Source organism: Candidatus Zixiibacteriota bacterium, assembly GCA_016933955.1.
Lineage (GTDB): Bacteria > Zixibacteria > MSB-5A5 > GN15 > PGXB01 > JAFGTT01.
This window is the reverse complement of sequence record JAFGTT010000036.1, coordinates 50,252-75,428: the sequence shown is the minus strand read 5'-3', so window position 1 is coordinate 75,428 and position 25,177 is coordinate 50,252. Positions and strand designations below refer to the sequence as shown.

17 protein-coding genes are annotated in these 25,177 nt (G+C 45.4%); 6 read left to right on the top strand and 11 right to left on the bottom strand.

Annotated features, from left to right (window positions below; genetic code table 11):
• Positions 1-12 precede the first annotated feature (12 nt).
• Both JXQ28_13035 and JXQ28_13030 read right to left on the bottom strand, forming a co-directional pair.
• Positions 13-2,310: a TonB-dependent receptor gene (locus JXQ28_13035; protein ID MBN2278658.1), complete on the bottom strand. Its 2,298-nt coding sequence runs from the start codon at positions 2,308-2,310 to the stop codon at positions 13-15.
• Positions 2,311-2,492: 182 nt separating this feature from the next.
• Positions 2,493-3,293 (bottom strand): alpha/beta fold hydrolase, encoded by an 801-nt coding sequence (locus tag JXQ28_13030; GenBank protein MBN2278657.1) that lies wholly within the window; start codon positions 3,291-3,293, stop codon positions 2,493-2,495.
• A 164-nt stretch (positions 3,294-3,457) separates the two neighbouring features.
• Here JXQ28_13030 and glmM point away from each other — a divergent pair, with 164 nt between their 5' ends.
• The 3 genes from glmM to JXQ28_13015 all read left to right on the top strand — a co-directional run bounded on the left by glmM (position 3,458) and on the right by JXQ28_13015 (position 7,080).
• Positions 3,458-4,813 carry a phosphoglucosamine mutase gene (glmM, locus tag JXQ28_13025; GenBank protein MBN2278656.1) on the top strand — a complete coding sequence of 452 codons (1,356 nt, stop codon included), beginning with the start codon at positions 3,458-3,460 and terminating at the stop codon, positions 4,811-4,813.
• A 9-nt stretch (positions 4,814-4,822) separates the two neighbouring features.
• Positions 4,823-6,652, top strand: coding sequence for a glutamine--fructose-6-phosphate transaminase (isomerizing) (gene glmS, locus JXQ28_13020; GenBank protein ID MBN2278655.1), 1,830 nt, complete (start codon positions 4,823-4,825; stop codon positions 6,650-6,652).
• Positions 6,653-6,789: 137 nt separating this feature from the next.
• On the top strand, positions 6,790-7,080 hold the full coding sequence (locus JXQ28_13015) for a hypothetical protein (protein ID MBN2278654.1): 291 nt from the start codon (positions 6,790-6,792) through the stop codon (positions 7,078-7,080).
• A 21-nt stretch (positions 7,081-7,101) separates the two neighbouring features.
• Here JXQ28_13015 and JXQ28_13010 read toward each other — a convergent pair whose 3' ends face one another.
• The 6 genes from JXQ28_13010 to JXQ28_12985 form a co-directional block, all read right to left on the bottom strand.
• Positions 7,102-7,572, bottom strand: coding sequence for an ATPase P (locus JXQ28_13010; protein ID MBN2278653.1), 471 nt, complete (start codon positions 7,570-7,572; stop codon positions 7,102-7,104).
• Between the two features lie 21 nt (positions 7,573-7,593).
• The gene (locus JXQ28_13005) at positions 7,594-7,758 is read right to left on the bottom strand and encodes a rubredoxin (GenBank protein ID MBN2278652.1); all 165 of its coding nucleotides are present in this window, start codon (positions 7,756-7,758) and stop codon (positions 7,594-7,596) included.
• Positions 7,759-7,854: 96 nt separating this feature from the next.
• Complete coding sequence (locus JXQ28_13000) at positions 7,855-8,793, bottom strand: DMT family transporter (protein ID MBN2278651.1); 939 nt, start codon at positions 8,791-8,793, stop codon at positions 7,855-7,857.
• A gap of 170 nt (positions 8,794-8,963) precedes the next feature.
• Positions 8,964-14,006, bottom strand: a complete 5,043-nt coding sequence (locus tag JXQ28_12995; GenBank protein MBN2278650.1) for a PQQ-binding-like beta-propeller repeat protein — start codon at positions 14,004-14,006, stop codon at positions 8,964-8,966.
• A gap of 630 nt (positions 14,007-14,636) precedes the next feature.
• Positions 14,637-17,156 carry a PAS domain S-box protein gene (locus JXQ28_12990; protein ID MBN2278649.1) on the bottom strand — a complete coding sequence of 840 codons (2,520 nt, stop codon included), beginning with the start codon at positions 17,154-17,156 and terminating at the stop codon, positions 14,637-14,639.
• Between the two features lie 194 nt (positions 17,157-17,350).
• A complete protein-coding gene (locus JXQ28_12985) occupies positions 17,351-18,478 on the bottom strand; it encodes an aminopeptidase (protein MBN2278648.1) in 1,128 nt (375 codons plus the stop codon).
• A 205-nt stretch (positions 18,479-18,683) separates the two neighbouring features.
• Here JXQ28_12985 and JXQ28_12980 point away from each other — a divergent pair, with 205 nt between their 5' ends.
• Together JXQ28_12980 and JXQ28_12975 are read left to right on the top strand one after the other, a co-directional pair.
• Positions 18,684-18,992, top strand: a complete 309-nt coding sequence (locus tag JXQ28_12980; GenBank protein ID MBN2278647.1) for an MGMT family protein — start codon at positions 18,684-18,686, stop codon at positions 18,990-18,992.
• 125 nt (positions 18,993-19,117) lie between these two features.
• On the top strand, positions 19,118-19,981 hold the full coding sequence (locus JXQ28_12975) for a hypothetical protein (protein MBN2278646.1): 864 nt from the start codon (positions 19,118-19,120) through the stop codon (positions 19,979-19,981).
• On the opposite strand, the gene JXQ28_12970 is transcribed toward JXQ28_12975, so the two are convergent.
• Genes JXQ28_12970 through JXQ28_12960 form a run of 3 tightly spaced genes read right to left on the bottom strand, consistent with a single transcriptional unit; the run spans position 19,938 to position 24,064 of the window.
• The gene (locus JXQ28_12970; protein ID MBN2278645.1) at positions 19,938-20,735 is read right to left on the bottom strand and encodes a hypothetical protein; all 798 of its coding nucleotides are present in this window, start codon (positions 20,733-20,735) and stop codon (positions 19,938-19,940) included. The two genes, JXQ28_12975 and JXQ28_12970, sit on opposite strands and share 44 nt — an antisense overlap.
• Before the next feature lie 57 nt (positions 20,736-20,792).
• Complete coding sequence (locus JXQ28_12965; GenBank protein MBN2278644.1) at positions 20,793-21,194, bottom strand: response regulator; 402 nt, start codon at positions 21,192-21,194, stop codon at positions 20,793-20,795.
• Positions 21,191-24,064 (bottom strand): GAF domain-containing protein, encoded by a 2,874-nt coding sequence (locus tag JXQ28_12960; protein ID MBN2278643.1) that lies wholly within the window; start codon positions 24,062-24,064, stop codon positions 21,191-21,193. Before JXQ28_12960 ends, JXQ28_12965 begins: the two co-directional genes overlap by 4 nt.
• A 330-nt stretch (positions 24,065-24,394) precedes the next feature.
• Here JXQ28_12960 and JXQ28_12955 point away from each other — a divergent pair, with 330 nt between their 5' ends.
• On the top strand, positions 24,395-25,105 hold the full coding sequence (locus JXQ28_12955; GenBank protein ID MBN2278642.1) for a peroxiredoxin: 711 nt from the start codon (positions 24,395-24,397) through the stop codon (positions 25,103-25,105).
• Positions 25,106-25,177 lie beyond the last annotated feature (72 nt).

Below are 25,177 nucleotides of genomic sequence, written 5' to 3'. Positions count from 1 at the left end.
TTACTTTTGAACTCAGAAACTGTGTTTGATTCCTAATCCCGGCAGTATGCCGGCATCATAGATATAACCGTCACCGGAATTGATAATGGCGTTTTCATGGTTGGTGACGTTTGATATCGACAGGTAAAGAAGAGTCCGGCCGAACTCAAAATCCGCATGAAGATTAAAGATCATGGTGGTCGGGAAATTATCGGAATTTTCTTCCGTCAATGCCTTTTGATAATAATCCGTAGTATATCTTAAATCAGGATCGAAATTTCTACCGATTGCGGTCGGAGTATAGGGCCGGCCTGATTGCACCATCATGTCTCCGCCAAGCCTGACCACCCGCCTCATGGCATAATCGAGCCTGAGATAAAATCGATGCGGCGAATTAAGTTCGTAGGGGACAGCGATATTTTGCAGATTCTTTTCGGCCCGGGTGTATCCATAAAAGGCATATAGATCAAGGCGTGAGGATAAAAAACGAGGCAGATCAACAGAAATATCACCGCCGCTGAATTCCGTTGTCGCCGATGAAGACATTTTGAAAAAATCTTCTTCAATGGTTCCATCAGTTGCCACTTTTGAAAAATTCGGGTCAATCATTGGAAGATCGCTTATTTTTTTATGAAAGATATTGAATCTCGCCGGACCACAGCTTATACCAACCGATATCAAGTTGGTTCTGACCGCTTTCAGCCGTTCCAGATTATCATCTATTATGATTTGATATGGTTCCAGGATACGGTTGACCGGGCTGTCGGCAAATGTTCCATGGAAGAAATCCAGGGTTGAAGTTGTCCCGATTTTGACACTTGCGGAATTCCTGTATGTGAAATACCTGCTATTAGCCAGATGTCGAAAATAATCGCCGCGAAGACCGCTTTCGATTTCCAGCAAGCCGAAATCATGCTTGACAGAAATGAAACCTGCCCCGCTGAGATCGGAGCGATGGGAATAGTAAGAATCGTACGCCTGATTCAACTCGGACTGGTATATGTATGGATTATCACTCCCGGCATCGGGAGGAAGGAAATTCCAGTTTTTCTGGGTCAGTCGGATTTCCCGGGGATTGCTGTTTTTTAAATTCCCTCCCGTGGTGAGTTCTGTCCGGCCAAGAAGAAAACCAATTTCCGAATCGATCAGGTAGGTTGTCTGCCGCGCTTTAAGATCAACCCGGAGCCCGGATTTGATATCTATTGCCGGATGGGCGGAATAGATCTCGGATCCGGTTCTGACCGCCCCCCGGATTTTATACTGCAGATTCTGGCTGAGACTTTCGAGTCGTAAACCGGCGTAGCTTTCGCTGGTGTGTTGATAGGTATCAATCCCGGAGCTGTTAATGGAACCGGGATCAGTCGTATAACTCAGGAAATCGCGGACATAGTACTGGTCAAGAATCAACCGCAGATTACCATTCAGCTTTAACCCCGAAGACAAAAAAACATCCTGAAAATTGGTCGGGGGTATAGTTACCCGCTCCGATTTGACATTCAGTCCCTCGACTATTTTATCCAAAACTGATTTTCTTACCGAGGCCAGTATAAAATAATCCTCATCGCCGAAAGATACTACCCCGGTAGCCTCGACCGATGACAGGTTGATTTCGCCGGTATTGTGTTTTTCAAAACGCGAATAAGTCTCGAATTCAATGGCCGATGGCAGACCGAAACACACCGGAGTCCCCTGCGGATAAAATTGAAGTTTTTTAATCACAACCCCGGGAATAATCGAAAATATGCCGTAGTGATTGGGGTCATAACCGATGTCGATACCGTTGATATAGTATCGCGGGCTGGTACCGTGTAGTCTTATTTTCGACGAATGACTGGAACCCTCGCGGGTGACCTGGGGATGTTGAATAGAGGCGACCGGATTTGTCGGGACGAGAGAATGGATTGAAGTCCTCTCTATATCGAAATGAGTTATTTTCGATGATGCCTGATTCCTGTCATACAATGGCTTGACCCTGAGACTCCGGATTCTCTGGATTTCCGGTGTCAATTGAAAGATTATCGTTCGGGGATCATTGGCCATTTCAATTGTTTGCGATAATGTCTCGAATCCCACCGAGGAAGCAGTAACATGGATCGAATCGCCGCTATCGCTACAAAAATGCAGAGAATAATATCCCAGTGTATCGGTGGCTGTGCCGGTCAGGTATTCATTATTCCGGAAAACCAATACCGAAGCAGCAATGACTGCGCGGCCATCGGAATCGACAACCCGGCCGGTCAGGTCTGCGCCGAGAACATAATCAATCGATACCAGTAAAATCACGAAGATTAAAACCGTTGTCAGATGCAGAAGACCCCGATTCTGACTCAAAATATTCATTTCGTGGGGTATTTACCTCAAACATCATGCCACCCGACCAATTATCGGTTTAGTGGCGTAAGCGATTGTCTATTATGGTCATAGGTGATATGTTGCAGAATGCAAGGGAGTGAAATGAAGATTATAATATGCAGTTGGGGTACCAATATATGATACCCGGAAAGCAATTTATATCAAAGGCATTCCTCGATAAAATCATCAATCAGGCTGTTGAATTTACTATGTTTGGTAATGAAAAAGAAATGCCAGCTGTTTTCAAACAGGTAATAACGGGCGTTTTTAAAATGATTTACCCAGGATTTCTTAAAGTCATTACCGACTCCCTGGTCGGCCTCCATGATGAAAATTTGCACATTATCCCTCATTGGAGTTTCTCCGGGCGGGTATTTTTCATTATATTCTCGGGTTCCGGCCACTGATTGGAACAACCAGCGGTAATCGCAATTCTTCAATGAAGATAAAATCAACTCCAGTTCATCAGGATTCGCGTCGGCGGCCAGCAGATTTAAATACCATTTACGGGTTTCCTCGGGTAATTGCTCATCGGAAAAAGCCAGCATTGAAGATGCAAAACTCATCCGTTGTCCGATTACGATCTCGAAACCCTGATAAACACAATCAGCGAAAACAACCCCTTTCATAAAAGAATCGCCGAGCTTGATCATTTCCGGGAGTATGGCGCTGGCAAAGCTGTGTCCGATGACAATATACGGTTGCTTGATCTCATTCAGCATCAGCGCCACCAGAGCTTCGGCATCAAGACGCGGAGCCTCCACCGGGTCGATTTCCTTGGAACTCCGTCCATGCCCGAAGAGATCAACCGTTATGACTCTGAATCTGTCTTTAAAATACTCGACCTGGAATTTCCAGCTACCACCGTCGCCCCCAAGACCGTGGACGAATAAGAGGGCTATCTCTCCAGAGCCATTATTTTGGAAGTGTAGATCGTAATTCTGATACTTATAGAAGGGCATTCTTTTAATCCAGTAAGGAGGAGTTTTTTATAAATTAGTTGTTTCGCGCCGATAAAGTCAACCATATATTTGCTGGCGAGTTTTATTTGTCCACCGACAAATGATATTGTGAAAATTTTAAATGGGGACCATTAACCATAATATGAAAGCTATCGGGGGATCTTGTGAAAAATAAATTGATGATTTCGACCTCAGGCATCAGGGGAGTGGTTGGATTCGGACTGGATCCGCTTATGATTGCGGGTTATACCGCCGCTTTCGGCACCATGCTTAAAAAAGGGAGGGTGGTTATTGGACGGGATACCCGTCCCAGTGGCCAGTTAATAAAAATGACCGCTATTGGTGCCCTTCGCGGGGTCGGAATCGATGTTGTCGATATTGGTATAGTCCCGACACCGACCGTGGAAATCGCCGTACCGGAATTAAAAGCGGCGGGGGGGATATGTATCACCGCCAGTCATAATCCGGCCGAATGGAATGCACTCAAGTTTTTCAATTACCGCGGTGAATTTATCAACAGGAAAGATCTGCATAAAATCAGGAGTATTTACAATAATCACCATTTTGCCTTCAAAGATTACCGCCGATTGGGATCTCTTAAGGCCGATGCCACCTGGATTGATCGCCATATTGAGAGAATAGTCAGGCTGAAAGAGATAAATGTCGGGAAGATAAAAAAGGCGAAACTGAGGGTAGTCGTCGATGCTGTCAATGGAGCCGGATCGATTGCCTTGCCCTTTCTTCTGGAGAGACTCGGGATCGAGGTTGTCCGATTAAACTGCGAGAACAATGGTGATTTTGTCCATACGCCGGAACCGGTTCCGGCCAATCTGGCCATGCTCTCGGAAGCCGTGAAAAAATTCCGGGCCGATCTGGGAATGGCATGTGATCCCGATGCCGACCGACTGGCCCTTGTAAATGAACAGGGTTGCCCGATCGGCGAGGAATTGACTCTGGCTCTGGCGGTGAAATATATTCTTGGCCGTAAAAAGGGCAGGGTGGTGATAAATCTCTCGACTTCGCGGGTGACCGAGGAGGTGGCAACAGCTATGGGAGCCCGGACCATATATACCCCGGTTGGCGAGGCCAATGTTATTGCCGGTTTGAGGAAACATCGGGCGGTAATCGGCGGGGAAGGTAATGGGGGCGTGATTTTGCCGGCCTTTCATTATGGCCGCGATTCCCTTATCGGGGCGGCAATTATTGCCTCCAGTCTGGCGGAATCCAAAATGACCTTATCACGGTTGGCGGGAACTTTGCCGATATACCATAATATAAAGTTGAAAGCGCCGCTGCCCTCCGGATATGAGGCTAAAGTGGCCAGAATGGAAAAGGCGGCCCGAGCAGGTTTTGACAAATTGAGGATTGACCGCCGCGATGGTCTCCGATTCGATTTCTCCAGGGGCTGGTTTCAGGTAAGGAAATCCAATACGGAACCGATCTATCGTCTTATAGTCGAAACCGACGAGAAGAAGCTGACGGCTATGATAAAGACCGAAGTTATGAAGTTTTTAAAATAGGATTATATTATGTGTGGCATTGTCGGATATGTTGGTTTTCGGCAGGCTCTTCCGGTGTTGATTCAGGGGCTTAAACGGCTGGAGTACCGCGGGTATGATTCGGCCGGATTCGTTTTATCCACCGATAGCGGTTTGGTTCTGGAAAAATGCGTCGGTAAAATTGCCTCCCTTGAGGAGCAGATTCGCAATAAGGAATATTCATCAAGCATGGGTATCGCGCATACGCGCTGGGCCACCCATGGCGAACCGACGGTGGTAAATGCTCATCCACATCTTGACAGCAAGGATGAAATCGCCCTGGTTCATAACGGTATTATCGAAAATTACCGGGCCTTGAAATCCTTCCTGGAATCCCGCGGCCATGTTTTCCGGACACAAACCGATACCGAAATACTGGTCCAGCTTATTGAAGAATATTACGAAGGTGATCTTACTGAGGCAGTCCGAATCGCCCTGACGCAGGTCGAAGGAACCTATGGTATCACTGTTATCGCTTCCCATGAACCCGGAAAGATTGTCGCGGCCCGCCAGGGTTCGCCGCTGGTGGTCGGACATGGTGACGGAGAAAATTTCGTGGCCTCAGATATGAGCGCCATTCTGGCCTATACCAATCGCGCTATTTATCTCGAAGAAGGCGAAATTGCGACTGTCACGGCCAACAGCTACGAAATCACCAATGTCTCCCAGCAACTTCTCCGGGCGCCGCATATCGAAGAAATATCATGGACTCTCGATGAAATCGAAAAGGGCGGTTACAAGCATTTTATGCAGAAAGAGATTCATGAACAGCCGATGACACTGCGGAATGCCATTCGGGGTCGTCTTAATTTAGAGGAAGGCATACCAAGACTGAATGGTCTCAATCTGCAGTACGACGAATTGCGCAATATCGGCCGAATAATTATTACCGCCTGCGGAACATCATGGCATTCAGCTCTTATCGGCGAGTACGCCATCGAAGAATTGGCCCGAATTCCGGTTGAAGTCGAGTATGCGTCGGAATTCCGCTATCGTTCCCCGATTATCGGCAAAGAAACTATTTTGTTCGTAATCAGCCAGTCGGGTGAAACCGCCGATACTCTGGCGGCCATGCGCGAGGCGAAGAAAAAGGGCGCCACGGTCCTGGGTATCTGTAATGTGGTCGGCTCGACCATAGCCCGCGAAACCGATGGCGGTGTTTATATCCATGCCGGACCGGAAATCGGGGTCGCCTCGACCAAAGCCTTCACCTCGCAGGTAATGGTTCTGTACCAGATTGCCATTCTGCTTGGACGCATGAGACAACTTTCTGCTCAACAAGGAATGGAATATCTGAATGCTCTGAACCGTTTGCCGGAACAGGTGGAGAGCATTCTTGGAACCGAAGATCAAATCAGGAAAATTGCCGAGGAATATTATCGAACCGAAAACGCCCTTTATCTGGGGCGTGGGGTTAATTTCCCGACTGCCCTTGAGGGGGCCTTAAAACTGAAGGAAATTTCATATATCCATGCCGAAGGTTACCCTGCCGCGGAGATGAAACACGGGCCGATTGCCCTGATCGATGAAAATATGCCGGTAGTCGTGATTGCTTTGAAGGATTCGGTATATGACAAGGTTCTGTCGAATATCGAGGAAGTCCGCGCTCGATATGGAAAGGTAATCGCCATTGCCAGTGAAGGCGATACTGAAATCGCCGATAAGGTTAATCATGTTATTTATATTCCGCATACCAAACCACTTCTGACACCCATTCTGGCCAGTATCCCGCTGCAACTACTGGCCTACCACATTGCCGTTTTGAGGGGTTGCCATATCGATCAGCCACGAAACCTGGCTAAAAGCGTCACGGTGGAATAATAGCAAAATATCCATAAAGCCCGCCCGCACAGGCGGGCTTTTTTCATTTGAATTCTCATAAATTCCGAATCCTTGTGAATATTTCTCTGATTTGGTGGTATAAATTGGTGAACCCACAAACCTGTTATTAAATTATAATGACTAAAAAAAATGATGCTGATGGTGCCGTATCGCAGAGGTCCCTCATTGCCTCTGCACTCAGAGTGACCGGAGCGGTTGTTGAAGTGTCCCTGGAAATATTCGGGCAGATGATGGCCCGGCTTGATGAACCTCTGGTTATTGTCTCACGTTGCGGATGGATGAAGAGCGATTTCCGCTATCTGACCTGCTATAAGGGATTTATTTTGTGTACCAGGACAAGAGAAGTCCTGCTTTTTCCGGATAACGTAGAAGTTATCAAGGCCGATAAGATATGCCTGAAAATTTAACAAGTAAAATTCGGCGGAAAATTATACCCTGAGAGTTGCTTTCAGACGGGCCGGATGTTCCAGGAGAGCAAGGGCATCATCGATTGATGTTACCAGAATATCCGCGGCCGCCAGAGCCTTGCCGGAACACCCCTCGTTCAGGCAAACGGCAATTCCGATCCGAGCTGAAGATAACATAAGGACATCATTGTTACCGTTACCCAGTGCGATCACCCTTTCGGCACCCAGTTTTCTGGTATATTTTTCCTTTTGAATATCATGCCGATCCCCTGAAAGTAATTGCATCGTCCCATTTAATCTCTGTAATGCGGTCTTTGCCTTGCCATGTGTATCAGAGGTCAGGATATGAATTTCCAGTATTTCCGCCAGAGAATTAAGACGATCGATAATTTCGGGCGGAATGATGCCATCAACCGACAAGGTCCCGGAAAAATCGGCCACAAGATAGGCCAACCTGATTTCTCCGACTCCCGGGATATCCAGCTCAATCATTATTCCGACTCCCCAACAGGACTATTCGTCGAGTTTTTTAAAATATTCCTTGCCCACTCCGCACTCCGGGCATACCCAATCGTCGGGAAGGTCCTCAAAAGGAGTCCCCGGTTCGATGCCATGAGCCGGATCACCGGCCTCGGGATTGTATATGTAAGTACATGCTTCACATTGCCATCTTTCCATTCCGTAGCCTCCGCTTTATAATAGATATTTCCTGATATTAAGATCAAATGAGATTTTTTTCAATTTAAAAGAATCCGATTTCTGATTTGTTTTTTTTCAACCAAATATTACCAGGATGGCGCCGCCCGCTCCAAGGATAATACCAATCAATCGCTGGCGGTTGATTGGTTCTTTCAGCAACCAGACGGCAAAAATAAAAACAAAAATATTCGACATCTGGTTTAAAACTGCGGCAATCGAGGCTTTGGTATATTTCATCCCGGCCAGCCAGAGAATCATCGAGAGATAGGCCCCCATAAATGAACCGGACAGTGTATATCCCCAGCTCCCGGGCGAGCGAAGTGATAATAGAATATTTTTTCTCCGGGGATGAAAAATGAATATTACCGCCAGGAAGGCAATCCCGCCGGCCAACCTGACCTGAGTCACCCAGACCAGCGGTGAACGTTCCAACAGAGTCTTTATCATGACTATGCTGAAGGCCGATGCCAGCGAGGCGATGATTCCCAGCGCAATACCGATAATCAGATTTCGCATGCCAACATTTCCCTTGCCTTTTTTGGTGGTAATGACCAGGACGGCCGAGATAATCATCACCGAACCGATAACCTGACCAATTGTCATGGTTTCCCCAAGATAAAGAATGGATAGAAATATTATCGATGGGGCATAAAGGCAATTAATAATAGCCTGAAGGCTCGCGCCGAGAAGGTTAAGGCTTTTTAGAAACAGGGTATCGCCGATGCCTATCCCGAGAATACCGCTGATAAGCAACAGACCGTATTCTTCGGGCGGAACCCCGCGCCAGATAGCCTCACCCAGAAAATATGTGGTTGGGAACAGGAGAATCAGGGAAAGGACATTTTTGAAGAGATTGAGAGCCAGGGGATGAACATTCTCGCCGCTTTTTTTAAACATAATGACAGCCATAGCCCAGCTAATGGCCGTCAGAAGGGCCAGTATTTCACCGAAGTTGGCGAAGGGAGGATGCACATTCGACATGGCCGGGAAATTAATAAAAAATTTGTGCGGCAACAAGAGGAATTACTGAAGGCGGATTTTTTGCCCAAATTGCAGTCCACATAGAGGTTCCGATCAAGGGCGTCGGGATATGAGGCCGGAAAACATATTCCCTGATGAAAAAAAGCAGGGCTTACTACGGTCCTGCTTTTTTCATGTGAGAATAGTCTTTTCTTTTATGGCGGTTACAGTTCCCATTTACCTTCAAGGCAATCGCTGAAATAAATGTAGTAGTCAATAAGGCGATTGATATCCATGACATCAACCGTCCCATCGGCATTGACATCACCCAGGTGCAGGAAGGGATAGGGGCCGTTGCCATCGCAATAAATATAGTCAATCAGGTAAGCGATATCGACCAGGTCGATTAGACCGTCATTGTTGACATCACCGCGGCCGAAACCACACCACTTATTGGCCATATCAGCCAGTTCAAAATAGGTGGCCGGATCCGAAGCATTCTCTATCTCGGGCAAACCAAAGAGAGCCACCCCCACTGTTGCCGTTCCGGGGGCCGCTGGCATATCCAGATGAGCAATTGTGAAAAAGGCTTCCCGGTCATCCGGATCTGTCATTCCCTGTGATGGATCAGCGCCGTTCTGATGAGATAATCCCGTCAGTGACGACATCCAATAGTAAACAGAATCAAGCCAGACATCGGAATCATTCCAGACCGACTGCCCGGCCGAAAGAGTTTTGGCGTTGACCATACCCTGGTAGGGACAGCCAAACGGAATTTTCACCAATCCCCAGCCGTTATCATTGAGGTTGGCAGTATAGGCAAAACCGAGCGAATGAGCGGTATCGAAACCGACATACTGATTTTTGCTGTCGGACGGGTAATTAATATCATAATCCATGATAGCCCCCATCCAGATATTATTCAACGGACTATAACGACCGTCAAAATCAAAGCGATAAATAACGAAATTGTTCAACATGGACTGATCATAAACACCAATAACCGTGGCACAGGCATGGAATCCCATTGTCAGGGTATCCGAGGGTGGCGGCTGGATTCCATTATGGGAATCGAGCTGATAGAGCCAGTCCCAGCTGAGGCAGTTGCCGAGAGTATCATATTCGCACATATCAGCCACCGAATCTACAAAGGCAAAGCAGGCTATCTCACCAAAAACGTCCTCATAACTGGCACCAAAATCGTTGGATATAGTTCCCAAATAGATATTAGCCAATTGAACCGGCCAACAGGTGCCATCATAACAATTAATATCAGCCAGGATGGATTGCCAGTCATTGGGGTCGCCATGCCAGTTGGCGCAGTGGAAGGCCACCCGAGCTGAAAAGACAGTTGATTTTCCGGGCGGTCTGGTACCGCTCTGCGGAGCGGCAAAGACAAAGGCACCCTGGAATACCGAAACATCATCGCCATCGATTTCGGTAGTTCCTTCCTCGCCGATCTTGGTTGAATTCCAGACCGTGGTATAGTTTGTTCCGCCGACACCGAAAGAAAGCTCGACATTATCGTAAAGACATCCGCCGATTATTCCCAGCCTGATCTGCGGAATAGCATAGACGCCGCCATCGATTCTGGCGCTATCGAGGAAATAATCCGGGTCATCGGTATCGATCCGGGCATAAAAAGCGTGGTATCCGCGCGGAATCAGAGTCGCATTGACCTGAACGGTTATATCGATATACGACGGATTTTCATAATCCCCCGAGGCCGGAATAATTGTTCCCGGAACGGGAGTAATAGTCGAGGTATAAACCCAGGCCGGTACAGTATAAGCGGCGTGGTTCGATTTCAAACGAGGCGTGACCGCCAACCCGGATAACCGTTCCATATCTCCGGTTAACATGGCTCGGAATTCCGTTGCTCCGGACGAGAATTTTTCCGCCAGACGCTGAAGATTTTCCACCCGATCGGGATCGACAGTATTCATGGAAATTTTGGACGGAGTGGTATTATTATCGTCATCATTGAAAGTAACCGAATTGATCGTCAGAGGAGCGTTACCGTTATTGCCGATAGCATCCTCCCAGACAACGGTATACCCATCAGGCATCCCGAATTCGACCGGAACATCATAGGTATATTTCGGAATTTCCAGACGTGGTCTGGCAGTCTGTTCGGTCATGCAGATCAGTTTGTTGTAGTATACATAAAGTAAATGTCCGTCGGCCGCGGACGGAGCATAGTGGTGGGCATATTCGTGGCCCCCGGCAAAACGCCGATGGAACATCTGCCGTCCGTCATTTTCTCGATAAAAATCGAGGAAATCGCTGTTATTCCCCACAATATACCAATCGGGCAGATATGGATCACAAACAACGATACCGTCAGCCAGCCATTGTGAACCCGTTCCCGGATTGGTCGTTGTGTTTTTCCAGAGAATAGAACCGGTACCATTATTGAAAGCCACCGGTCCGCGGAATTCACCGGAGCTGACCCAGCCATTCCATCCGGTATTGATCACCCGGCTGGTCGTGAGAGCCGGCCCATTATAATCCTGGGCATTGCATCGCTGGGCCCAACCCAGATTGCCGGTACTCATGTCAATACAGTACATTATACCACCGGATCGATACGGAGGATAGGTGGTGTACTGATCATAAGATGAGGCCGTATATAAGTAATAATAATTATGGGCGATTCCACCTGTGAAAGCCTCGGTTCCGCAATTATCGGGATCGAGATTGCAAAGCTGATGATCGGCGAACTGCCAGACCAGAATTCCGGTGGCGGCATCAAGGCAATAAATATCTCCGTTGGAAACATCATCATCCGTACCGATGTAAATCTGGTAACCATCGGTGGCCAACCCTTTGAAAATAGCCCCTCCGAGATTGACCGGATTTCCGGCCCCGCTGGCAACCCAGCCGGAGAAAATATTACCTGTCAATGCTTCGACACAGTAGATGTCGCCGTTATCATCGTTATAGATGACATAAGGAACCCCTTCGATATCAACAATTACCGAAACTCCCCAAGTCATAAAATGGTGACTGTGAGCCAGGTAGTTTCTTGTCCAACGGGTGGTCCCATCGGTCAGGTTGATGGCACTGAATGATTTGGCGTCACCGCCCGGAGTGAAAATAAGAGTGACATCCTCACCGTACGCGGCGAAGTTATATATGGTCGGCGTGGCGTAACAACCGCCTCCGATCTCAAAACCGTCAGCTAACCGCTTCCAGATTTCGGAGCCATCATTAAGGTCAATCGCAACCAGCTGATTCAAGAAATAATTCACGATTGTATCGATGTAAACCACGGGGCTATTCAGGTTGCTCACCTGACCCGCCGCATATTCCCATGCTTTGGTCATATTGCCCTGCAAATCATAGGCTATCTGACTGAGAGAACGATTGGTTCTGGCAAAACTCTGACCCATGGTCGGCCAGTCTTCGCCCGGCCAGCACGGAGTGGGCGGAAGCGGTTCACAGCAAATGTCGGTTTCAATAATGAAGTTGACATCCACCGACCAATCGTCAGCCATATAGCCGAAAATCAGTGTGCCGCCATTGTACCAGGCCTCACATGAATTATAATCGCCACAACTTCCATCATCCGATAGTGATCTTATTCCGGCATCAGGTGAAGGTGCAAATGATTCCACCCCGATCCAGAGAGCATGATCGAAATGATTATAAAAACCAGGAATATCTGTCAGATTGATTTCCACCATCCCGGGATAAAGTATATAATCGGCCGGAGTTAAAATAACTTCGGTCAGTTTGGCGCCCGGTAGACCATCGGGACCATCGCTGTCCCATATCTGAACCGCGGTATTATATGTATATAACGGCAGGGTGGATTCACTTGAAGGCCAGTAGAAAGCCACCCGGCATTTCTCCAGACGGCAATCGCCGGAGAATGATGGGGAGACTTTCTGATATTCGCCGACATCGCCGTAAGCATCAGGGAGTCGCCAGAAATAACTCAGATTGCAGGCATCGGCAACGGTAATACACTCCGACTGGGGATCATTGCAAACATAGGCATACATCAGGAAATTGACATCAACCCCCCAGTCATCGAGCATACTTCCCCAGGATCCATCGGAATATTCGGAACTGCGATTAAAACCGTAACTGCCATCATCGGACAAACCCGCCAATACTCCCGTCGGATCACTGATTTCGTTGGTTGACCAGCCGACAAAGAAATCATCATACATGATTAAATTCAATGCCGAAAGATCAACGATATTATATTCCGGGTAGAAAACCAGATTTTCAAACGGAATAGTGACTTTGACAATTTCATTGGATAAATCAGGGAACCCCGAACCGTCGTCGCCCCAGACATAAATATCCAAATCCGGCGTCCCAACGGTGGCCGGTCCGTAAAGGGCGATACCCACTTCTTTAAGCGTATCAGCATCATAATAGGAATTGAATCTCATGTTGAAATAGTCATCGTCATAGGCATCAGGCTGGTTCCAGTAATAATAGGCCGGTCCGGACCAGTCCATGGTGTAGCAATTATTGTATGGAATCAAATTACAGCAGAAATCGACTCCAATACAGAAATTGATATCAATACTCCAATCATCACTCATGAAGCCGTATATTCCATTCCAGTTCTCCCAACTGCGATTATCTCCGGCGGTGCCATCGTCGGATAAGATAGCAAGGGTGTCGCCATCGACAAAATTATCCACAGAAACCCCGATATGATATGATTCCCCGTCGGTAAATACCAAGGGTCCCAGAGAAGTCAAATCGGCGGCCACATAGGCCAGGCCGGAAGTTGGAAGATTTTCATATGGAACCACAACCGATCCCAGGGCAGTTCCCGGCAATCCGAAACCGTCATCGGCATAAACCGTGACTCTCATATCCGGTGTCCCCGGAACCTGCGACATATAGGAACCGTATATTCCCACCCAGGCTGTGAGCAGGGTGCAGTTATAGTTGACTTCCGAGTCAAACCGCATGCCCATTTCAATGTCATTGTAATTGTCCGGAACCAGCCAGTAGTAGGCTGCGGCCCCGCCAGAATAATCAATAAAATCGCAGAAATATTGGGGTGGAGTTAGAGACTGAGGCGTTTCGATTTCCTTTATTCCCGAGGCCGGTTTCTGGAAAGCCGGTTGATTATGCTCAACGGCACTCAAATCGGGATATTTGGGAGCCTGCGGGTTAATTTTCTGAATCGGGTTTAGGCCATGTTTTAAGATTGTATCAGCTTTGACAGCCGGTCCAATAATCATGGCAAAGAGCACCAATACCATGATTAAAATCATTAACTCCTTACACATTGAAAATCTCCTTTATGGCGGAAAATTGAGGATTTGCCATATTTTATTGTCGTTTTTATGATAGGTCGATTTTGCCTCCCGATATTATATAACTCGATGAAACATAATTATAACCGCCTATAAAATAATGCCACGAGTGGTTCAGGACTTATGTTATTGCCCAAAGGGTAGTATTATTTCTAATAAGTATAAAGATAATATAATCTTAATTAAAAAATAGCCCATAAAGGGGATTTGTCAAGTGAATAATCCCGCTGAGATGAATGATTTCAATTGAATTGCCCGCGATTAATGCCGGATTATGATCGGCGGAATTTAAGAGCACATGTACCTGAAGCGGAAAGTGACTAAAAGAGGCAAGATTGCTCCTCAGGCATTTCTCTTGAAGGGGGGAATTCAATCAGGTACATGCGCTTTTTCTCTTTTCTATATCGGACATCAATAAAACTCACGCCAGAGTGTGTAAGTCCATGGTGTGAGATGTGCTCCCATCTCACAGCCATGGACTTACTGCCATACTTCTTTCTTAGGAGTCATTAACCTCCACAGAAAAAACAAGTGCCCTTGTTTTTTCCTAAAACTCATAAAAGGGATAATCCAATAAAATGTCAACGCGAGATAATTGCGTATTTATTGCGTATGTCTATCTGGCCAGCGGTTTTGAAGAAAAGAGATTAAATTTATGTCTTTTCCTGTTATCCCCAGTTTTTTGCGGATTTGTTCGCGATGTTTATGGATGGTGACTACCGCAAGATTGAGATGGTCGGATATTTGCTTGGAAGACATGCCGTTACGAATAAGTTGACAGATTTCCATTTCGCGTGGAGATAATCGTGAAAAACGATCTCGGAAAACGTCAATATCCTTATTTAAAATCCCCTGGATTTTGGTTTCAAGCCCTTCAATCTCGCGCCGATCCATCCCGGCTGACAGCCTTTTCAGGTTTCTCATAAAGGGTCGAATTGCGTATTCGATTTCCCGACAAATCGCCTGTTTGTATTCCTCCCGTCGGGTTTCGATATGATCCAGAATCTGTTTTAGGGCGATATTTTTCTCGGCCAATATCTCTCTTTCCAGACGTAGTTCATCTGCCGTTTTCTGAAGCATTCTCTCGGCATTCTTTCTGGCGGATATATCGAACCAGCTTCCAATCAATCCACTGATATGACCATCATCATCGGCCATTGCCGACAGTTCGTCAAATAACCAGACATACTGACCGTCTTTGCGCCGGAAACGATATTCGTAGGAGAATGCCCCGTCTGCTGTTATGGATTTAAGCGTATCCATGATACGCTGGTAATCATCGGGGTGAATTTGTTTGCTCCAGAAAAAGGGATCATCGTAGAATTCAATGGGATTGTATCCCAGACTCTCGAAAATATTATCGCTGATAAAGGTAGTCGGGAAATCGGGAGCCGCGCCGCAACTGTAGATAACAGCCGGACTCGATGAGAGCAAATGGCTCAGACGCTGGCGAGTCTCCAGGAGTTCAATTTCAGCCAGGCGTCTGTCGGTTATATCGGTATCGGTTCCGACAATCCTGACAGCCTTTCCCTCTCTGTCACTTACAGCGGTAGCCCGGGCCAGAATCCAGCGAGTACTGCCATCCCGGTGAAACATTCGGTACACTATTTCAAACTGGGGAGTTTCACCACTTAAATGCCTCTCGGTCTCCGAACCAACCTTTTCTATATCTTCCGGATGGACATATTTCACCCAATCATCAAGATGATTCTTGATTTCATAATCCGCATATCCCAGCATGGCCTTCAATTTCGGATCGATATAGATTTCATTCGTTTCCAGATTCCAGTCCCAGACACCGACGTGACCGGCATTTGTCGCCAGTTCATACCGTTTTTCACTTTCTCTCAGGGCCATCTCGATCGTTTTTCGATTGTCGATTTCTTCCTTTAATTGCAGATTGGCCGTTTTAAGCTCAGCCGTTCGATACTCTACCCGTTTTTCAAGTTCCTCTTGATCTTTATGCAAAGCCTCCTCGATTAATTTCTGATCGGTAATATCGCGAACATTACCTATTATAAAACGGGGTTTATTATCACTGTCGCGAACCAGCGCATGACTGTCGCTGAGCCAGCGATATTTGCCGTCATGGCATTTTATCCGATATTCCGTTGTTGAAGATGATTCGCTTTCAGGAGATGATGTAATCAATTGACGGCGATGGTCTTTGAGGCGTTCCAGGTCTGCGGGATGGGTCAGCCGACGCATCCCCTCAGGTCCGAAACGAGTGATTTCTTCGGATGTATAGCCGGTAATCACACGGGCCGAAGCACTGATATAATCGTATTCCATAGTGTCGAGATTCAGACGGTACATAATATCGCGAGAATATTCCAGCGCTTCGGTGAAACGCGCTTCGCTTTCACGCAGAGCCTGTTCGATTCTGATCCGGTCGGTAATATCATGACCGACGGCTATGGCTGTCAATTCATCTGTTTTTGGTGATATCAGGCATGAATTCGACCAGAGGATAGTCCTAATCTCGCCCGATTTGGTTACCAGCGGTCCATCGTACACATCCCGTGGATGAGCTTTAATCCAGGATTTGAAATCTTTCAGATGCTGATGACGATGAGAGGGAGGGAGAAAATTATTGGGCCAGCTTAATCCTATGACTTCTTCACTTTTATATCCGGTTATCCGCTCACATTCCCGATTAAAAACCTTTATCTTCGCCGCTTCGTCGAGACAAACAATCAGACTGTTTGCCGTATCCAGAAGAGTTCGAACGAAATCCTTGTCGCTGTCGAGATCGCTTTCTGGTTTTATGCTGTTACTTATAACTCGTAATATGCAAAGCACCGATGTAATACTGCCATCTGTATTTCGAATCGGTTCCAGGCTGGTTTCATAGTCGCCTCCCGGTCTGAAACAATCCGGAATGGCACTTACCAATTGGTCTTTACCCGTCGTGAATACCTTAGCCACCTGAAGAAGAAATTCATCCGTGTTTTTGCCAGGAAGGACATCTGTCAGTTTCCGGTCTGCAAACTCCCCGGGTAAACCACCGAATCTGCTGGCCGCGGCAGGGTTGATAATTTCTATAAACCCATCACGGTTTAAAATGAAAATAGACTCAGCCGCGCTTTCAATTATTTTCCTGTATTTTGTGAGGTTATCCATCAAAATGGCACCAAAGCAAGGAACATCGGGAGAATAACCCCCTCCATAATAAATCTGGCTACAATATTAGACTCCTGAGGAACAACGGGTACAATAGTTATATTTTTAAATACCCGGTTTCCAATGAAAATAGGCAATTACGTCTGAAAATGCAACAGCAAAATCCGTCCGGCCGTGTCTCGTTAGGCCATATATCAGCCTCCAAGTGCCCGGCGGGTAAATTTGCCTTTTAATTCCGGAATTACGAATTGCCCGTCTTTTCGAATCAGGCGGTTGTCAAACCGGATTTCTCCGCCGCCGTATTCTTTTCTTTGAATGACAACCAGATCCCAATGAATGGCTGATTTGTTGCCGTTGGGCGCCATATCGTAGCACCGTCCGGGGGTGAAATGGAAAGAACCATCTATTTTCTCATCAAACAGAGTATCTTTCATCGGTTCCTTGATCATCGGATTTACTCCCAGGGCAAACTCGCCGATATAGCGCGCCCCGGGATCGGTGTCAAGAATGCGGTTCAGTTTGGCCTTATCTCCGGAGCAGTCAGCCCGGATAATCTTGCCGTTCTTGAACTCAAATCGGATATTTTCATAAATCGTTCCCTCATACAGGGAAGGTGTGTTATAAGAAATCGTCCCGTTGACGGAATTTCTGACCGGGGCGGTGTAGACTTCGCCGTCGGGAATATTACGATGTCCGTCGCACTTGACCACCTCAATATCTTTAATGGAAAAAGCCAGATCGGTTCCGGGTCCCTTGATATGAACCCGGTCGGTTTTCCGAAGCAAGCGTACCAGCGGATCCATTGCCTTTGACATTTTTCTGTAGTCTATACAGCAGACATCATAATAGAATTTTTCGAAAACTTCCTGCGGCTGTTGGGCCAGCTGAGCCATGGCGTCATTCGGAAACCTCATCGCCACCCATCGGGCTTTTTTAATTATCTGGTCGGCCAGCACCGGTTTATAAAACAACTGCTTATACAGCTTCATCTTATCGGAAGGAATGTCATTGAGATCAAAGGGATTACCCGAACCGGCGATACTTATATAGCAATCGGTTTTCTTAACCAGCGGCAGATGAATAGCGGCATATTTTTTCAACTGCTCGACATTATTCCTCAGAAGAAACTGTCGGAGGATCGATTCATCATTATAATGCCAATAAGGCACTCCTCCAGCTTCGGTTACTTTTCGTATGATGGCTTTTCCCAGTTCCAGGGATGGAATTCCTCTCATGGAAAGATACACCAGGTCACCCTTTTTTACGGAGCAGGAATAATTGACCAGAATATCAGCCAGTTTGTCGTTTCGCGGATCAAGCATGGATATGCCTCCTTAAACATCAGATTTACTTCAGATTTGGCAAGTAAGAAATTAACTCCCTGAGACCTATCGCACAAGTGAATTTCCCGTTTGCCTGTCGGATCACTTTTTATTTCCAAATTCGTTGATAAATGGATATTTTTTAAAAGGGCTGATGGATATTATAAACAGAGATTTGGCCATAATATTAAGGATTATCCTGAAGATGGTTGAATTGTTTACAAAAAGCGTGGTGAAGGTGATTAAATCAATTCCGAAGGGCAAGGTAGCCACTTATGGCCAGATCGCCCTTCTGGCGGGTAATCCCCGGGCCGCCCGCCAGGTGGTCAGGATATTGCACTCTATGTCGGAAAAAGAAAAACTCCCCTGGTATCGGGTAATCAACAGCCGGGGTAAAATCTCTCTGCCTCCGGGCTATGGTTATGAACTTCAGAAATCGATGCTGGAAAAAGAGGGGATCGAATTCCGCCTTGACAATTCAATCGACCTGAAGCGATTCCGGTGGGAGACGTAAGGCAATAAACAGTAAGGACTTGAAGTCCGCAGGCTTCTTTCTCTTTTGTTTCTGTAAATTTGTCCGCTCAAGTTTCCGCTTCTTTATACCGATGTCAAAATATAGATCATTGGATGGATAATCAGATGACACAGATAACCAAAAATCAGATTTCCCCCAAATTGCCCTTTGATTTTGATTCATATATTTATAATCTGAGTACCGAATCATTCTACAAAAATAACTGCATCAAGGTACTTCATGGTACCGGCGATAGGATAGTGCAATCTTCACCTTTCGTGACTGCCCTGGCGGCCAGGATCCTTTACGGTTTTCGATCTCATCCAATGAAAAATTCAATTTTGTATGCGGTCGGAAATTATCTTAAGGCGACCATGGATGACTTGGGGCTAATAGGTTTTCTTGATCCAAATAATCACCGTTTTGATCTGGATACAATTGCCTGTGTGCATGGTATTATTCATGAATTTAATCCCGATGACAATGCCTCTATGATACCGGGAATAGTGGAAATCATGGAGTGCCATCGCGACAGAAAAACCGGTGCCTTTTATACCTGGATTGACAAGCCCAAAAACAATATTGATTTCATAGTTAATATCAACATTGGATTATTTTTCGAGATTATCGGGCATTCCGACTGCCGACTCATAAATTACCTGGCCGAAAATTATGGGAAATTTCTTAGAGCGGGGAGTCACTATTATCACAATATCGGCTTTCCCCTTTATATGATGTCCATTTATAAAAGGCGTCTTGAAGAGAAAGACCGTCGAAGTTCCTTTCAGACCGTCATTGAAAATCTTTTAAACCATGTTTTGGCCCGGAATGTATTGCAGGGTTGGATAGGGAGTCTTAATTCATCCATTACGGATTTGGCAAATCCCCATTGGCCTGGAATTGCCTGTTTCAATTCCCGAGATGGAGTGTATCATTCCCGGATTCTTACTGATCTGGCGCTGGCGGAAACTTCCCTCTTATCGTCTTAATGGCATCTTCAGCATCATCTTTGGAAGTTGACCGGTGTTTTATAACCCATTCAAGGTAAAGGATGGCATCCACAACCGATCTGTCATCGTTTTCTGCCATTTCCTTTAATTGGCTGATGGCACGGAATCGTTCATCTTGATTAAAACTGGCCAGATCTAAGACATGTTTTACCAGTTTTTGATCCAAGCGTTTATACGGAGGCATGGCATTATTAAAAAACACCAGGAAATATTCAGCATATTTTCTGTTTTCAGTAAAATTGCGCTGTAAATCTGCTTTTAACTCCGCCAGTGTATTACTAGTATTCTCTGATATTTCTTGGAAATTGCTTCTGATCTTATTAACCTCTTCTTTTGCCTCTTTTGCTGCCCCGATAGCGGCTTTGGCATCCCGGGCCGCATGATTTGCTTCACCCGCCGCTTTAATGGAATCATTAAGGTGGCTTTTTGATTGGAATGTAAGAAAAGCCATAATGATTGCCGCTGCGCCCAGTAATCCGGAAAATATAGTCACTACCAAAGTGGTTATATTAACGGGATCTTCAATTCGGTTAATTGATTTTATTGAATCTGAAAGACTGTTAATTTGATTCGTATGTTTGGCAATCTCCGATTTAAGTGAATCCAACTCGATGTTTAACTGCTCGATTTCTTCCTTGTGAAAATCCGGCTGAAGCTTTTCAAGCTTCTGTGAATATGAACTAAATGTCGCCACGTAGAAAATAAGTAGCACTGTATAGATAACTCGCCACATGGCCCCTCCATTTTACATTACCGCCCTTTATTTTATTATGCATTAGGAACCATAATACTATTGGCCATTTAGTATTTCACCGACAATTTCTGATAGATTTTCCGGTGTTGTTTGGTCCTTTATTAGAATACGTTCAACCCTATGTTGTGTATCTGAAGCCTTTAAATTGTGTCTGATTGAAAATATAATCACCGGAACATCCGGCATAATAGTCCTGATTTTATCAAGTAAGTGCCATCCGGTATCAAAATAACGTTTTGTCTCTTCCATTTTAAATTGTTCCGATGGCATAATCATATCAAGAATTATCAGTCCGATTTTATCATGATTGATATCTATATAAGACAGTGCTTCTATATCCTCTTCAAAGGATTTTACTACAAAATGGTCTAATTCCAGGTATTTTACCCAATGCCGCATAGTCATCATATCATCATCTATAAAAACTACTTCCTTCATTTTTTATCCTCCACCGGCTGTGTTATTGGCAGCGTAATAGTGAATTCGGTTGGGTTTTTACGGTTTGTTAATTTTATTGTTCCACGATGGTTTTCAATTATTAAACGGCTATAGTACAATCCATACCCCGCTCCGGTTGGGTCTTTGTGGGGAGCATTACTGCCTCGTTTACCCTTGTCGAAAATAACATCGACATCCTTTTCAGGAACGCCTATACCAAAGTCCTGAATTTTAAGGATAACATTTTTATATTCATCGTCATGATCCCAGATGACATTAATTGCATTATTTTTATGAGAATACTTAATGGCGTTATATAGGAGATTATGAATTGGCTGTTTCAATTTATTTTTATCCATTTCTATAGCGACCTTAGGGGCGTTTTTATCTGAGCTTATTTCAAGGTACTTCCATTTGGCATAAGGTTGAAGAACATCAATCACTTCCTTTAAAAGTTTGTTAAGACTAAAATAACCGAATTTGTAATCAGCATATGGGTCAAGAGCCTCACGGCTGGAGGTAATAAATGTCAGATGTTTACTTTCGGCAACCAGAATACTGCAATAATCCAACAACTCATTCTTTTGGACCATAAGGGTTTCTATCTCAGGGGGAATGTCTTCCTGAACGCTATATTCCTTTTTCATGACAGCACCCATTGACGCCAAAGCGATTGCTGGCGTAGCCAACTCATGCCCCAGGACAATCATGAGTTCCTCACGGCGTTTTATTTCCTGAAGGGAATTAATGGCCAGCGAAGTCAGGTTGGCCAAAATATCAAACATGGTGCTAAACGATTTACCGAATTTATTGGGTTCATAATCCTCCACTTTAAAAACTCCGATGATTTTATCATCGATTTTCATCGGCAGAGCGATTAATGATTCGGCGTGTCTGTTACCATATAGTACTTTTTCATAATTGCCAGAATGAGCACCATGCTTTTCTATTTGCTCTTTTTTACTCGCTTTAAATGGTTCTTTTTTCAAAGCGACCCAGGCCGTTATTCCGATTCCTTTATCTTCGGGATTGACATCAAGAGAATATTCTAATTCACCCTTGAAATCTTTTGGGTAACCGGCCTTGGCAATTGAAATCAGTTTTTTATGGTCATCATCGGTAAGAAAAAGAGTAACCGCAAAAGCCTTTGATATCTGTTTAACAGTATCGACAATATTTTGAGCAATATTGGGAAGATTGAATTGGCGAGCGGCAATAGCACTGCTGATTTTGGAGATGGCGCTGTTTAAATCCTCTTTCATCCCCTCGTAATGAGAATGGGCGGCAATTTGAAGCGCAATGGATTTTAATAGATCGATATCCGAGTCGGGGAAGGGGTAGCGGCCGTCACGAATATTATTCACCACCCGAATGACGCCGATATTATGATCCTCGAACTTAAGGGGAGCAAATACGGCATTTTTTATTTCAAATCTCTTTTTTCCGGTTTTTTTTACAGCATAGCTTTCGTAAAGGTCTACATAATTCCAGCTGACTTCCCCAATCTGTTTTTCGTATTCCCGTTTATCACGTTCTGATGCGTAGCGGATTTTATGGAAATCAAAAATATTAAGGCATGAACCCTCGCGAAATGATTTGGCTGTCATAAAGGGGCTGTCGAAAGCATATTCCTCTTTACTTTCCTTTCCCTCGGGCCCGAAATTGCCATCCGATAATATTTCTTTACTGATATAATTGGCATGCCTTTCCAGTTTCCGGCTGGCATCGGAATAGATGAAAATCGAGCACATGCCGGCCTTCATGTTCTCGCAGACCTCCTTGGCAATAAGATCATGCGTTTCCGCCTCGACTCGTTTCTGAGTGATCAGTTCGGATATTTTATTTAAAATGCGGAGGTTCATTTCCGCCCGAACGGCGACTATTGCTTCACCCAGGAAATCCGCGAAATTTCTTAACAAACCTAAATCGTCACTGGTGACAGGTTTATCTTTGCCCTTGTTATCGACCTTATCCTTGTTATCCACCGATAATAAGCCAACCAGCTTTTTTTGTTTTCTTTTATTCTGGTCGCCATCTTTATTTTCGGGTTTTTGTTGGGCCAGAAGCGGCAAGATAATCCAAGGGGTATTCTCAAGGCCCAAATCTTTGATACATTTATTTCCCGGACTGAAATCCCAGCTTTTTAATAATTTCGGCTCCGTTAAGGAATTAACACTCAAGACCTCATTTGCTTTAGCCTGTTTTGTCAACTTTCTAAGAACTTCGTGATAACCTTTATCATTAAGATGGAAGCTGTAACCATCTGGAATACTTCCACCCCTTCCGGCTTTGGCTCGCAGAACAAACAGGGGATTGTTTTTAGACAGGCAATCATCGATCACATCATAGAATCTTACTCGGTTATATCCGATTTCATGCAATCTGTCCACGACAAGTTTTAAATGAATGTCATAATCCGAACCAAGAGTTTCGTAAAATTCCTTTTTTATATTTTCCAGCCTGACCCGTTTGGTGATATTCCGGCCCAGAACCAAGGCCAGGACACGATTACCAATTTCATCGGTTAAGGGAACGGCGGTTTCGCTAATATAACGTAATTTGCCATCTTTATCCGTGGTCTCAAAACGCTCATGATGGAAGGCCGGCTTATCAGATCTATCGGATAGTATTTCTTCACATGGGCAACCAGAGCAGGGTAACTCCCGTGGTTTATCAATGGGAAAGACTTCGTAACATTTTTTACCGATTATATCATTGCCATATTTTTGCTTTTTCTTTTCGTCAGCATATAATATTTCATGCTTGGGATCAACAATATACACCTCGTGACTTAAAACGTCATAAGGATGACGATCTTTTTCAACAACCTTATAGTGGTCGAAAATTTTATCCAATTCTGGTATAGGCATAGCGGCGATTTCCGTTTTTTAAGAGTTTTTAAATGCCTGAAAAATGCCGATGGCTAAAATCTAAAAAAAAGAATCCTGCCTGTCAAGCGCTTTGTACCAAATACTGTCTATGTTTTGTAATTAGCCCGAAATCTAAAAGATTCTCAATTCGGCCGATACATCTTTAAAAGACATATAATTACCTGGATTAAATCTCGACGAAATCATTTCCATATTACGAGACAAATCAATTGCATTGAATTGGCGTAATTATTATAATAACCCAAAAGGGTGGAGATTCGGAATTAATCTAATATCCTGCTGACATACTTAACCATAAAGGAGGCATTTATGGCTGAAGAATCTGTCGGATGCGCCAAACCGACCGGGTCGGTTATCGGGCAATCCGAGGAATCTGCAAAAGCATCAAAAGCTGAAGCCGTAGAAAGGGAGAAAACAATGATCATGGTAAAAGTGGGAGGCAAGGCTCCCGATTTTGTTGCCCCCGCTTACCATCGGGGCAAATTCGTCAGTGTCAAGCTGTCCGATTACCTGGGGAAATGGGTCTTGCTGTGTTTCTATCCGGGTGATTTTACCTTTGTCTGACCGACAGAATTGTCGGCGGTCGCCGGCAAGTTCGATGAGCTTCAGAAGCTCGGGGTTGAAGTTCTCTCAGCCTCAACCGACAGCACCTTCGTGCATAAAATCTGGGAAGAAGAAGAACTCTCCAAAATGACCAAAGACGGGATCCCGTGGCCGATGCTTTCCGATGGAGCCGGGAATCTCGGGCGGGTGTACGGAGTTTATGATGAGGCGAATGGCGTAAACATTCGCGGCCGATTTTTGATCGATCCCGATGGCGTGGTCCAGGCCATGGAAGTGATGACGCCTCCGGTCGGCCGAAAAATCGGCGAGACTATCAGACAAATCCACGCCTTTCAACATGTCAGGAAGGCCAAAGGCACTGAGGCCTGTCCCGCGGAGTGGGAACCGGGCAAACCAACTCTCAAACCGGGACCGGACCTGGTCGGTAAGGTCTGGAAGGTCTGGCAACCCAAGTAATCTAAACGGAGAATACTCCTAGAATTGTATTGGACGCCCCTTGGAGAGGGGCGTCTTTTTTTACAGAGGAAA